Here is an 11,838-nt window from a genome sequence, read left to right on the forward strand (position 1 = left end):
GGCCGGATGACCCTGATCAGCTTCGTGGTGCCGGCCTTCCGTGTGCAGGGATACCTGCGTGAATGTCTGGACTCCGTCCTCGGTCAGCCGGAGACCGATATCGAGGTGATCGCCGTCGACGACTGCTCGCCTGACGCCAGCGGCGAGATCATCGACGAGTACGCGGCCCGCGACCAGCGGGTCCGCTCGGTTCGGCTGTCGGAGAACGTCGGCCTCGGTCCAGCCCGCAACATCGGGTTGGACCGGGCCGTCGGCGAGTACGTGTGGTTCCTCGACGGCGACGACTGGCTGGCGCCGGAGTGCCTGACCGAGGTCGCCGAGCGGTTGCGGGCGACCCGCCCCGACGTGCTGCTGGTCGACCACGTCCGCACCCACTGGAACGACACAGCGACCCGCAGCGCGATGGCCGAGGTGTTCCCGGAGTCGCCCGGCGCGGACACCTTCCGGTTGCGGGACCGGCCGGAGGCGATGCACCTGCTGCACACCGCGTGGAACCGGCTGGTCCGGCGGGAGTTCCTGGCCGACCTGGGGCTGCGCTTCGCGCCGGGCTGGTACGAGGACGTCTCGTTCAGCTATCCGGTGCTGATGGCGGCGCAGCGGATCGGCGTACTCGATCGGGTGTGCGTCAACTACCGGCAACGCCGCGCCGGCGCGATCACCCGGACCCGGGGTGACCGGCACTTCGAGGTCTTCCCACAGTGGCACCGGGTCTTCCACCTGATGGACGCGTGGGGCTCGGCGACGGACGCCCTGCGGCCGGCGGTCTTCGAGCGGATGATCTGGCACTACCTGACGGTGCTGGGCAACGGCCAGCGGATCGCCCCGGAGCTGCGACCGGCGTTCTTCGCGCAGATCACCGCCGACTACGAGCGCTGGCTGCCGGCCGGCGGTTATCCGGTGCCGGACGGGGTGGAGGGGATCAAACACCGGCTCGTCGCGTCCGGACGCTGGCGCACCTTCAGCGCGTTGCGGGCCGCCAGCCGGGCCCGCGACGCCGCCCGTCGGCAGACCCGCACCGCCCGGCGTCGGGTCGGCCCGGTTGCGCGCCGCGGTGCCCGGCTGACCCGCGACGGGTTGCTGCGCGAGTACTACCGGGCCGAGTTGCGTCGGCCTGTCGACCCGACGCTCGCGGTGTACGCCGCCTACTGGTTCCGGGGTTACTCCTGCAACCCGGCGGCGATCTACGAGGCTGCCCGGACGTTGGCGCCGGGGGTGCGCGGCGTGTGGATCGTGCGCCGGGACCGGGTGGACAGCGTGCCGGCCGGGGTGGAGTACGTGGTCGCCGGCACGCCGGCGTACTACCGGGTCCTCGCCCGCGCTCGGTGGCTGGTCAACAACGTCAACTTTCCGGACTTCGTCCGCAAGCGGCCGGAGCAGGTGCACCTGCAGACCCACCACGGCACTCCGGTCAAGGTGATGGGGCTGGACCAGCAGCGCTACCCGATCGGCGCGGGTCGGATGGACTTCGCCGGGCTGCTGCGCCGGGTGGACCGTTGGGACTACAGCGTCAGCGCGAACAGCTTCTCCACCCAGATGTGGGACCGGGCGTACCCGGCCACGTACACGACTCTGGAGGTGGGTTACCCGCGCAACGACCGCCTGGTGACGGCCGGTCCGGACGAGGTGCGTCGGCTGCGCGCGGAGTTCGGCGTCGGCCCCGACGAGCAGGTCGTGCTGTACGCCCCGACACACCGGGAGCACCTTCCCGGCTACCGGCCGCCGTTCGACCCGGACCGGTTCGTGCGGACGCTGGGTGACTCGGGCCGGCTGCTGATGCGCAGCCATTATTTCCACGACCGTGACCGTCGCCCCGGTCGGCCGGTGGACTGGGAACGGGTTCGCGATGTGAGCGGCCACCAACGGGTGGAGGATCTCTACCTGATAGCCGACGTGTTGATCACCGACTATTCGTCGGCGATGTTCGACTATGCGGTGCTGGACCGGCCGATCGTGCTCTATACCCCGGACTGGGAGGCGTACCGGCTGGCCCGAGGGGTCTACTTCGACGTGACGGCCGAACCGCCGGGCGCGGTGGCCACCACCTTCGCCGACCTGGTCGACCTGTTCCGCACCGACGCGGTGCGCTCCGACGCGGCGACCAAGGCCCGTGAGCATTTCCGGGGCCGGTTCTGCACATTGGACGACGGGCACGCGGCGGAACGGGTGGTGCGCGAGGTTTTCCTGGGGGAGCCCAGCGGGCGATCTTCGCGCTGCTGACCGCGCTGTCCGTCTCCTTTGTCGTGTAATTGCGGCGTCATCCGTCGAACATGAGACGTTTACCCGATGTGCGGATCCAATGATCCTGGTCACAGTCTTGTGGGGTTCGGCAGACGAGCTGGGGGGGACGACGGTGAGCACCGTCACGCTCAAGGACGTGAGCAAGGTCTTCAGGGACGGCACGCTGGCAGTCGACAGCATCAATCTTGATGTGAACGACGGCGAGTTCATGGTGCTTCTGGGGCCGTCCGGCTGCGGCAAGTCGACGGTGCTGCGGATGATCGCCGGGTTGGAGGATCCGACCCAGGGCGCGGTGCTGCTCGACGGGGAGTTGGCGAACGACCTGCCTCCGCGCGACCGGAAGATCGCAATGGTCTTCCAGGACTTCGCGCTCTACCCGCACATGAGCGTCGGCGACAACATCGCCTTTCCACTGCGCCTCGCGGGAATCGAGCAGGAGCCGCGGGACGAGCGGGTCAGCGACGTGGCCAGCGCGCTGGGCATCGGCGACGTGCTGGCCCGTAAGCCGGGCCAGCTCTCCGGCGGCCAGCGGCAGCGGGTGGCGATGGGTCGGGCGATCGTCCGGCGGCCCGGCCTGTTCCTGATGGACGAGCCGCTCTCGAATCTGGACAGCGGCCTGCGCGCCGAGCTGCGCGCGGAGATCTCCGGCCTGACCCGGGAGCTGGGGGTCACCACCGTCTACGTCACCCACGACCAGGCCGAGGCGCTCACCATGGCCGACCGGGTCGCCATCATGCGCCGCGGCGTGCTCCAGGACGTCGGCACACCCACCCAGGTGTACGGCCGGCCGGCGACGCTCTATGTGGCCGCCTTCCTGGGCAGCCCACGGATGAACCTGCTGGAGGCGTCGGTCTACGTCCACCTCGACCGGTACGTCACGCTGAACCTCGGTGACCAGTCGCTCTACCTGCCCTGGAACGACATTCGCAGTCGGGCGGTGGCGCACTACCACGGTGAGCGGATCGTGGTCGGTATGCGGGCCGAGGCACTCACCCCGGTCGCCCCGGACAGCCCCGGCGACGTGCTGCGGGGGCGGATCCGCTACCTGGAGCACCACGGGCACGAGTCGCTGGCGTTCCTCGACATCGGTGCGACAGCGGTCGTGGTCGACGAGATGGGTGCGCCGGTCGAATCGCCGCCGGTCGGTCAGCGCGGCCTGCGTCGGTTCGGCTCGGTGATGCAGCGCCTCACCGGCAAGCCGGTGGAGCCGCAGGAGGCCTCGAATGGCGGCGGCACCCAGACCAGCGTGCTTCCCGACCCGGGCCGGCACCACCGCCGCCCGGCGGAGCTGGCGGTGCGGCTGGCGCCGTACCCGGCGGTCAGCGCCGGTCATCCGCTCGCCGTCTCGGTCCGGATGGACGCGCTGCACTTCTTCGACGAGCGTGGCGCCCGGATCGACGTGGGTTGGCGCTGACGACTCGCCGGAGCGGGGTGGCGGGCCCACCGTCCGGTGTCCTACCGTCTGCGCACCCAGTCCACAGTGATAGACCTCCGAGAGGGGTGCACCCGTGTCGGGTGACCGTCCCAGCCCGCTCGTCATCGAGCGCATCCTGCGCGATCGCGGGAGCATCTGGCAGCAGATCGTGGCCGAGCGTGACCTCAACGCGCTGACCGTTCGCATGCTCAGCAGTTCCGCCATCGCGTTGGCCTGTTACGGAGCGGTGCTGGGCGCCTTCCACAGCCCGCTGATGGCGCTGACCTCCGCGCTGAAGCTGCCGCTGCTGTTCCTGGTCACGCTGGCCATCTGCCTGCCCACGCTCTACCTGTTCAACCTGGTCTTCGGCGCCCGGCTGTCGGTGCGTCAGTCGTTGGCGCTGGTGATGGTGGCCATCACGGTCACCTCGATGCTCGCCGTGGCGTTCGCGCCGATCAGCCTCTTCTTTCTGATCACCGCGCCCGACTACGGGTTCTTCAAGCTGCTCAACGTGGCGATCCTGACCCTGTCGGCAGTGGTCGGGTTGCGCTTCCTGACCGGCGGGATGCAGGTGCTCAACGACCACGGCCTGCTCGCGCCGGAGGCCGCCAACGCCCAGGCGAACGCGCCGGTCGCGGTCCAGGCCGCCCCGGCCCCGGTCCAGGCTGTGCCGGCCGCCGTGCCCGCCGGAGCGACCCCGGCCGCCGGTCAGGGTGCCGAGCCGGTGGCCGTGCCGGTCGGGGCCGCGGCTGCCGAGTCGACGCCGAACGGCGCCGCGACCGCCGCGCCGGTTCCGGCGCACGTGCCGGCTCAGTGGGCCGGCCAGCCGGCGGGCGCCTCGTTCCCTCCGGGCGCCCCGGTGGCGCAACGCCCGTGGGGCAGCCCACCCGTTCGGCGCGGCGACCCGTCGCAGCGGCCGGCCAGCATGACCCTGCTCTACATCTGGATCCTGCTCTTCGGTTTCGTCGGCACCCAGTTGGCGTGGACGCTGCGCCCGTTCTTCGGTGACCCGGGCCAGGATTTCGCCTTCTTCCGCAGCATCGACGGCAACTTCTACGCGGAGATCCTGCGGACGATCGCCAACCTCTGAGCACCGGTCGAGCGGGGAAAGACCCTGGTTGCCGGCCTGGTTACCGGCGAGTAACGTCAGGACATGACCATCGACTCCCGCCAGGTGGCGGCCGGCATCCTGGAAGCGGTGCCCTTCGCTCGTACGCTCGGCATCGAATTCGTCGAGGTGGCACCCGAGGCAAAGGGCGGGGTGCGGGCGGTCGTCCGGCTGCCCGACTCGCCGGCCACCCACAACCACATCGGCGGCCCGCACGCCGGTGCCATGTTCACCCTCGGCGAGACGGCCTCCGGCGCGGTCGTGCTGGCCGCCTTCGGGCAGCTGTTCGACCGGGCCGTGCCGCTCGCCGTCCGGGCCGACATCGCCTACCGCAAGCTCGCCATGGGCCCGGTGCTGGCCACCGCGCGGCTCGGGCGGCCGGCGCTCGAGGTGATCGAGGAGCTGGAGTCCGGTCAGCGGCCGGAGTTCCCGGTCGAGGTGGAGATCGCGACCGAGGAGGGCAAGCCGACCTCGGCGATGACCGTGATCTGGACGCTGCGGCCGAACTGAGGCGCGCCGGGGCGGCGGAAACGGGTTTGCGGGCCCAGTGGGGTGGATAGATTCGTACCGTGCTGGGCCTACCTGCTCACGTGACCGCCTGTCTCTTCGATCTGGACGGTGTGCTGACGCAGACCGCCCGCGTGCACAACGCCGCCTGGAAGCAGACCTTCGACGAGTTTCTCCGGCAGCGAGCCACCGTCTCCGGCGAGCCCTTCCAACCGTTCGACCCGGGCCCGGACTACAACCGCTACGTCGACGGGCGACCCCGCGCCGACGGCGTCCGCTCGTTCCTCGCCTCCCGCGGCATAGTCCTCCCCGAGGGCAGCCCGGACGACCCGCCGGACGCCGACACCGTCAACGGCGTGGGCAACCGCAAGAACGTCCTGCTGCTGGAACGCCTCCGCACCGCCGGCGTCGAGGTCTACCCGGGCTCGGTGCACTACCTGGAGGCGGCGAGGGCCGCCGGGCTGCGCCGGGCCGTGGTGACGGCCAGCGCCAACGGTGGCGAGGTGGTCGCCGCCGCCGGGCTGGAACCGCTGCTGGAGGCCCGGGTCGACGGCCTGGTCGCCCGCGCCCAGGGGCTGCGTGGCAAACCGCACCCCGACACCTTCCTCGCCGGGGCCACACTGCTCGGCGTCGACCCGACACGGGCCGCCGTCTTCGAGGACGCGCTCTCCGGGGTGGCCGCCGGCCGTGCCGGTGGCTTCGGCTACGTGGTCGGCGTCGACCGGGTCGGGCAGGCCGACGAGTTGCTCGCGCACGGCGCCGACATCGTGGTGCAGGACCTCGCCGAGCTGCTCGCCGTCGCCGACACGTCGGCGCCGGGCCGTGCCGCCACCGCCCACCCCGCCGATGAACGAGGCTCCGCGTGATCCGGGAGCGGGCCTATCCGGTCGAGCCGTGGCACGTCCGGGAGACCCGGCTCGACATGGACGTGCTGGCCCAGTCGGAGTCGGTCTTCGCGCTCTCCAACGGGCACGTCGGCCTGCGCGGCAACCTCGACGAGGGTGAGCCGCACGGCCTGCCCGGCACCTACCTCAACTCGTTCTACGAGCTGCGACCACTGCCGTACGCGGAGGCGGGCTACGGCTTCCCCGAGTCCGGGCAGACCATCGTCAACGTCACCAACGGCAAACTGATCCGACTGCTCGTCGACGACGAGCCGCTCGACGTGCGCTACGGGGAACTGCTGGCCCACGAGCGGATCCTCGACCTGCGAGCCGGCACCCTGCACCGGGAGCTGCACTGGCGCTCGCCGGCCGGCCGGGAGGTCAAGGTCCGCAGCACCCGGCTGGTCTCCTTCACCCAGCGGTCGGTCGCCGCCATCAGCTACGAGGTGGAGGCCGTCGACGGTCCGCTGCGGCTGATCGTGCAGTCCGAGTTGGTGGCCAACGAGTCGCTGCCCGCGCAGAGCAAGGACCCCCGGGTGGCGGCGGTGCTGGAGTCACCCCTGCAGGCCGAGGAGGAGCTGACCACCCCGGACGGTGGGCAGCTGATCCACCGCACCAAGGTCTCCGGGCTGCGGGTCGCCGCTGCCATGGAGCACGAGGTCCACGGCCCGGACCACACCACCATCGAGTCCGAGGGCTACCAGGACTGGGTCCGCACCACCATCGCCTGCGTGCTCAAGCCCGGCGAGAAGCTGCGGGTGGTCAAGTACCTGACGTACAGCTGGTCGAGCCGGCGGTCGCTGCCCGCACTGCGCGACCAGGTCGGCGCGGCGCTGGCCGGGGCCAGACTGGACGGCTGGGATGGCCTGCATCGCGAGCAGCGCAACTACCTCGACGCGTTCTGGGACGCGTCCGACGTGCTGGTCGAGGGCGACCCGGAGGTGCAGCAGGCGGTCCGGTTCGGTCTCTTCCACGTGCTCCAGGCCGGCGCCCGCGCCGAGCAGCGGCCGATCTCGGCGAAGGGGCTGACCGGCCCCGGTTACGACGGGCACGCGTTCTGGGACACCGAGATGTTCGTCCTGCCGGTGCTCACGTACACCCAGCCCAGCGCGGTACGCAGCGCTCTCCAGTGGCGGCACAGCACGTTGGATTCGGCGAGGGAGCGTGCCGAGACGCTCAACCTCAAGGGTGCCGCCTTCCCCTGGCGGACCATCGAGGGGCCGGAATCGTCGGGGTACTGGCCGGCCGGCACGGCGGCCTTCCACATCGCCGCCGACATCGCCGATGCCATGCGCCGCTACGTGATGGTCACCGGGGACACCCAGATGGAACGGGAGATCGGGCTGGAACTCCTGGTCGAGACCGCCCGGCTGTGGCGTTCGATCGGCCACCACGACCGGCACGGGCAGTTCCACATCGACGGCGTCACCGGCCCGGACGAATACACGGCAGTGAAGAACGACAACGTCTACACCAACCTGATGGCTCAGCGGAACCTGCTCGCCGCCGCCGAGGTGGTGATGCGCTACCGGGATGACGCGTTCCACCTCGGAGTCACCGACGAGGAGGCCGCGAGCTGGCGGGACGCGGCCACCTCGATGCACGTCCCGTACGACGAGGAGCTTGGGGTCCACCAGCAGGTGGAGGGCTTCACCCGGCTCCAGGAATGGGACTTCACCCACACGCCGGCGGAGAAATATCCGCTGCTGTTGCACTACCCGTACTTCGAGCTGTACCGAAAGCAGGTGGTCAAGCAGGCCGACCTGGTCCTCGCGATGCACTGGCGGGGGGACGCGTTCACCCCCGAGCAGAAGGTGCGCAACTTCCTCTACTACGAGCGCCGCACCGTACGCGACTCGTCGTTGTCGGCCTGCACCCAGGCGGTGCTCGCCGCCGAGGTGGGCCACCCGGAGCTGGCGCACACCTACCTGCGCGAAGCCGCGCTGATGGACCTGCACGACCTCAACGAGAACACCCGCGACGGCGTACACATGGCGTCGTTGGCCGGCGCGTGGCTCGCCCTGGTCAGCGGGTTCGGCGGCCTGCGCGACCACCACGGCGAGCTGTCCTTCGCCCCTCGGCTCTCCAGCCGACTCAGCCGGTTGGAGTTCTCCCTGCAGTGGCGAGGGCTGTCGCTGCGGGTGGATGTCCGACCACACCAGACGACCTACTCGCTCCGCCACGGCGGCCCGGACGACGTTGTGGAACTGCGCCACCACGACCAGGTGCTCCGGGTCACCTGCGACGAGCCGGTGACGGTGCCGGTGCCCCCGGCGGAGCCGTCCGGCCCCGCGCCCGAGCAGCCACCGGGCCGGTCACCGCTGCTGCGGCTGCCCGAGCGCGAGCAGTGACGGTCGGGGCGGGAGTCGCTCCCGCCCCGACCGCCTCGCACCAGTTGTCAGACCGGCTCGCCGGTTGACGGGCGTCCGATCGCGTCCCGAGGCGCAGCCGCCTTGGGATCGTCGGGCAGCCGGGCCGAAGCGGCCTGGTCCCCGAAGTCCTGGTTGCGCTCGGCGTCCTGTTCGCGCTGGGCCCGCTCGGTCATCTGCTGCTGCTCGGAAATCTGCTGCTTGGCCATGGCGATCCTCGCGATCCGTCGGGGCGCGGCTGCGCCGACACGGTCTGCGGTCACTCGTCGCGTACCCGGCGCCCCTTTGGGCAAACGCGGCCCGCCGGCGCGGCCGTCGGCGTGCGTGCGGCGCGGCCGGCGGGGTAATCCGGCCCGTAGGCGAACTCACGGAGGTGGGGCATGGACGAGCAACGCAGCACGGTGGCCATTCCGGTCGGCGACGCCCAACTTCCCGCTGACCTGGTGCTGCCCGCTCAACCCGTCGGTGTCGTGCTGTTCGCACACGGCAGCGGCAGTTCCCGGCACAGCCCGCGCAACGTGGCGGTGGCCGGTGCGCTGAACGATCGGGGGCTCGGCACGGTGCTGGTGGACCTGCTCACGCCGACCGAGGACGAGGTGGACGCGCGCACCGCGGAACTCCGGTTCGACATCGGGCTGCTGGCCAGTCGACTGGCCGGGATCGTCGACTGGTTGGCGGTGCAACGCCCCGCCGGTGACGTGCCCATCGGGCTGTTCGGCGCAAGCACCGGGGCCGCCGCCGCACTCGTCGCGGCGTCGTCCCGGGCGGATCGGGTGGGTGCCGTGGTCAGCCGGGGCGGCCGACCGGACCTGGCCGAGGAAGCACTGGCGCAGGTGCGTACGCCCACGTTGCTCCTGGTCGGCGGCCTGGACGAGGAAGTGATCACGCTCAACGAGCGGGCGCTGGCCGAGATGGGGGAGATCGGCGAGCTGCGGGTGATCCCCGGCGCCACCCACCTCTTCGAGGAGCCCGGCACCCTGGAACAGGTCGCCGACCAGGCTGGCACCTGGTTCACCACACATCTCAGCCGGTGATCACTCCGCCGGCACGAGAGCCGAGGTCGCGCGGCGCTGTTGGACGGTGTCGATGACGCGCCAGAGGACGGCGGTGATCGGGACACTGACGAAGGCGCCCGCGATCCCGGCGATCAGCGTGCCGGCCGTGACCGCCACCAGGATCACCGCCGGGTGCAGCCGTACCTGCCGTTTCATCACCAGCGGCTCCAGCAGGTTGCCCTCGATCTGCTGCACCGCGATCACCGCGGCGAGGGTGAGCAGAGCGGTGGTGGGGCCGTTCGCGGCCAGCGCCACCAGCACCGCCACCGCACCGGCCACCGTCGCACCGATGATCGGCACGAACCCGCCGAGGAAGGTGATCAGCGCCAGCGGCAGGGCCAACGGCACCCGCAGCACCACCAGAGCCAGCCCGATGCCGAGCGCGTCGATCGCGGCGATCAACATGGTGCCCCGGCTGTACGCACCAAGGGTCTGCCACCCGGCCCGGCCGGCCTCGGCCATCACGGGCTGGGTCGCGCCGGACATCCGGGACACCAGCCAGTGCCACATCGACCGGCCATCCTTGAGCAGGAAGAAGAGCAGCACCAGGGCGAGCAGTGCGGAACCGAACACCTCGGTGGCCGTCCGGGCGCCCGCCACCGGGTCCGGCGAGCTGCCGCTGAGCCCCTGCCGCGCCTGGTCCACCAGCCGGTCCAGCTGCGCCTCGGTCACCGGCAGCGTCGACGTCACGAAGTCCCGACTGCGCTCGACGCCCTGCGTCAACTCCTGACTGAGCTGGTCGAACTGACTGGCGGTCAGGTTCCACACCAACGCGCCGACGCCGACCAGGATGCCGAGCAGCAGAAGTACGGTGCACAGCGCGGCCAGTGCCGACGGCAGACGCAGCCGACGCAGCAGGAGCAGCACCGGGTCGAGCAACGCGGTGAGGAAGATGGTGGCGGCCAGCGCGATGGCCAGCGGCGCCAGCAGGACGGCGATCTTGCCCAGCAGGTAGAGCCCGGCGACGATCACCACCAGGCAGGCGCTCCACAACACCGCGGTTCGGACCAGCCAGGGCAGCGCCGCCCACGACTGGCGCGGCCCGGCGCCGCTCGTTGTCGCTCCGGGATCCGTTGTCGCTCCGGGATCCTCTGCCGCCATGTCGGCCTCCTCGATCTCGGCGAGTCGGTACCCAGCCGGTCCTGCGCCGACACCCGTATCGCTCCAACTGCGCGCTGGCCGCTGCCCGCGCGGATCGTACGCCGCTCGGTGTGCCCCGGGTGGATGTTCGCCAACCGCGTCCGGGACGACGGCGTTTGCGCTGTCCGCCCAAGGGAACGCAATCAGGAGCAACCGGACCGGAGGAGGAGCACCGTGGGTGATTTCATGGACAAGGCCAAGGACTTCGCGGACAAGCACGACAAGCAGGTCGACCAGGGTGCGGAGAAGGCCGGCGACATGGCCGACAAGCGCACCGGCGGTAAGTACGACGACAAGATCGACAAGGGTGTCGACCAGGCCCAGGCGCGCACCGGTGAGGGCGACCAGGTCCGTTGATTCGCCAGACGCCTCCCGGGTCGCCGCGCCGTCGGCGACCCGGGAGCGTTCTGTGTGGATGCACCGGTCAGCGCTGCTGCTCCTCGCGCAACTCGTCCGTCGAGGTGGGCCGGCCGCTCAACGCGTCGCGCAGCCGGTCCACCAGACCGATGCCCGGTGCGAGCAGCTTGTTCGCCGGCGGGTGGTGCGGTTTTCCCGGGTGCGGGCGGGTCGGGCCGATCTCCTTGACCGCGGTCACCTTGTCGGCGACCTCGATCAGCTCCTCCCGGGCGGTCGCCGCGCGCAGCCGGGGAAAGAGTTCGTTCTCCTCCTCGCGTACGTGGTCGCGGATCGTGCTCATCAGGTGGGCGAGCAACTCGTCGAAGCGCGGGTCGGACGGGTCGACGGACTCCAGTTCCTTCATGGTCCGTTCGGCGTCGGTGTGCTCCGCTGTCTCGCGGTCGGCGATCTCATTGCCGTCGGGCAGCGCCTTACGGGCGATCGGATAGACGTACGCCTCCTCGGCGACCGAGTGGCGGACGAGCTCGGCGATCACGACGTCGACGAGTTGGCGGCGGTGTTCGAGGCTGCCCTGTCCGGTCTCCAACTCGACGAAGAGGGCCTCGACCTCACGATGGTCGGCGACCAGGATGTCGACGACGTCGTGGTCGTCGTCGTTCTGCGGGTTGCTCATGTCACGGCCCCTTACCGGTTGCGGATCGGTGGGAGGTGTGAGGCCCAGGTACCCCCACGGGGCTGCACAAACCCATGGCCGACGATGCGTTGC

General features: G+C 70.8%; 11 protein-coding genes. 8 read left to right on the top strand and 3 right to left on the bottom strand.

Annotated features, from left to right (window positions below):
- The first annotated feature begins 6 nt into the window (after positions 1-6).
- The 6 genes from AC3CF1_RS22065 (at position 7) to AC3CF1_RS22090 (ending at position 8,502) form a co-directional block, all read left to right on the top strand.
- The gene (locus AC3CF1_RS22065; protein ID WP_354982597.1) at positions 7-2,217 is read left to right on the top strand and encodes a bifunctional glycosyltransferase/CDP-glycerol:glycerophosphate glycerophosphotransferase; all 2,211 of its coding nucleotides are present in this window, start codon (positions 7-9) and stop codon (positions 2,215-2,217) included.
- Between the two features lie 133 nt (positions 2,218-2,350).
- Positions 2,351-3,652 carry an ABC transporter ATP-binding protein gene (locus AC3CF1_RS22070; RefSeq protein WP_355160315.1) on the top strand — a complete coding sequence of 434 codons (1,302 nt, stop codon included), beginning with the start codon at positions 2,351-2,353 and terminating at the stop codon, positions 3,650-3,652.
- Positions 3,653-3,746: 94 nt separating this feature from the next.
- Complete coding sequence (locus AC3CF1_RS22075) at positions 3,747-4,742, top strand: hypothetical protein (RefSeq protein WP_354982598.1); 996 nt, start codon at positions 3,747-3,749, stop codon at positions 4,740-4,742.
- A gap of 63 nt (positions 4,743-4,805) precedes the next feature.
- On the top strand, positions 4,806-5,270 hold the full coding sequence (locus tag AC3CF1_RS22080) for a DUF4442 domain-containing protein (protein ID WP_088951242.1): 465 nt from the start codon (positions 4,806-4,808) through the stop codon (positions 5,268-5,270).
- A gap of 59 nt (positions 5,271-5,329) precedes the next feature.
- Positions 5,330-6,133 carry a beta-phosphoglucomutase family hydrolase gene (locus AC3CF1_RS22085; protein ID WP_355160316.1) on the top strand — a complete coding sequence of 268 codons (804 nt, stop codon included), beginning with the start codon at positions 5,330-5,332 and terminating at the stop codon, positions 6,131-6,133.
- The gene (locus AC3CF1_RS22090) at positions 6,130-8,502 is read left to right on the top strand and encodes a glycoside hydrolase family 65 protein (protein WP_210925437.1); all 2,373 of its coding nucleotides are present in this window, start codon (positions 6,130-6,132) and stop codon (positions 8,500-8,502) included. Before AC3CF1_RS22085 ends, AC3CF1_RS22090 begins: the two co-directional genes overlap by 4 nt.
- Positions 8,503-8,549: 47 nt before the next feature.
- On the opposite strand, the gene AC3CF1_RS22095 is transcribed toward AC3CF1_RS22090, so the two are convergent.
- Positions 8,550-8,729 (bottom strand): hypothetical protein, encoded by a 180-nt coding sequence (locus tag AC3CF1_RS22095; RefSeq protein ID WP_088951245.1) that lies wholly within the window; start codon positions 8,727-8,729, stop codon positions 8,550-8,552.
- 171 nt (positions 8,730-8,900) lie between these two features.
- Here AC3CF1_RS22095 and AC3CF1_RS22100 point away from each other — a divergent pair, with 171 nt between their 5' ends.
- Entirely contained in the window at positions 8,901-9,554 is a 654-nt protein-coding gene (locus tag AC3CF1_RS22100) for a dienelactone hydrolase family protein (RefSeq protein ID WP_355160317.1), read from the top strand.
- On the opposite strand, the gene AC3CF1_RS22105 is transcribed toward AC3CF1_RS22100, so the two are convergent.
- Positions 9,555-10,676 (bottom strand): AI-2E family transporter, encoded by a 1,122-nt coding sequence (locus AC3CF1_RS22105; protein ID WP_088951247.1) that lies wholly within the window; start codon positions 10,674-10,676, stop codon positions 9,555-9,557. It abuts the gene before it with no gap.
- 225 nt (positions 10,677-10,901) lie between these two features.
- Here AC3CF1_RS22105 and AC3CF1_RS22110 point away from each other — a divergent pair, with 225 nt between their 5' ends.
- On the top strand, positions 10,902-11,072 hold the full coding sequence (locus tag AC3CF1_RS22110; RefSeq protein ID WP_370453066.1) for an antitoxin: 171 nt from the start codon (positions 10,902-10,904) through the stop codon (positions 11,070-11,072).
- 67 nt (positions 11,073-11,139) lie between these two features.
- Here the strand turns inward: AC3CF1_RS22110 and AC3CF1_RS22115 are convergent, their stop codons facing one another.
- Positions 11,140-11,745 carry a hemerythrin domain-containing protein gene (locus AC3CF1_RS22115; protein WP_488451163.1) on the bottom strand — a complete coding sequence of 202 codons (606 nt, stop codon included), beginning with the start codon at positions 11,743-11,745 and terminating at the stop codon, positions 11,140-11,142.
- Positions 11,746-11,838: the final 93 nt, after the last annotated feature.

This window comes from Micromonospora sp. MGP-C2 (assembly GCF_057766525.1).

Bases quoted from the DNA above. Each gene is read 5' to 3' on its own strand.
- AC3CF1_RS22100 (WP_355160317.1), top strand. From the start codon at position 8,901: ATGGACGAGCAACGCAGCACGGTGGCCATTCCGGTCGGCGACGCCCAA.
- AC3CF1_RS22080 (WP_088951242.1), top strand. From the start codon at position 4,806: ATGACCATCGACTCCCGCCAGGTGGCGGCCGGCATCCTGGAAGCGGTG.
- AC3CF1_RS22115 (WP_488451163.1), bottom strand. From the start codon at position 11,745: ATGAGCAACCCGCAGAACGACGACGACCACGACGTCGTCGACATCCTG.
- AC3CF1_RS22065 (WP_354982597.1), top strand. From the start codon at position 7: ATGACCCTGATCAGCTTCGTGGTGCCGGCCTTCCGTGTGCAGGGATAC.
- AC3CF1_RS22110 (WP_370453066.1), top strand. From the start codon at position 10,902: ATGGACAAGGCCAAGGACTTCGCGGACAAGCACGACAAGCAGGTCGAC.
- AC3CF1_RS22095 (WP_088951245.1), bottom strand. From the start codon at position 8,729: ATGGCCAAGCAGCAGATTTCCGAGCAGCAGCAGATGACCGAGCGGGCC.
- AC3CF1_RS22105 (WP_088951247.1), bottom strand. From the start codon at position 10,676: ATGGCGGCAGAGGATCCCGGAGCGACAACGGATCCCGGAGCGACAACG.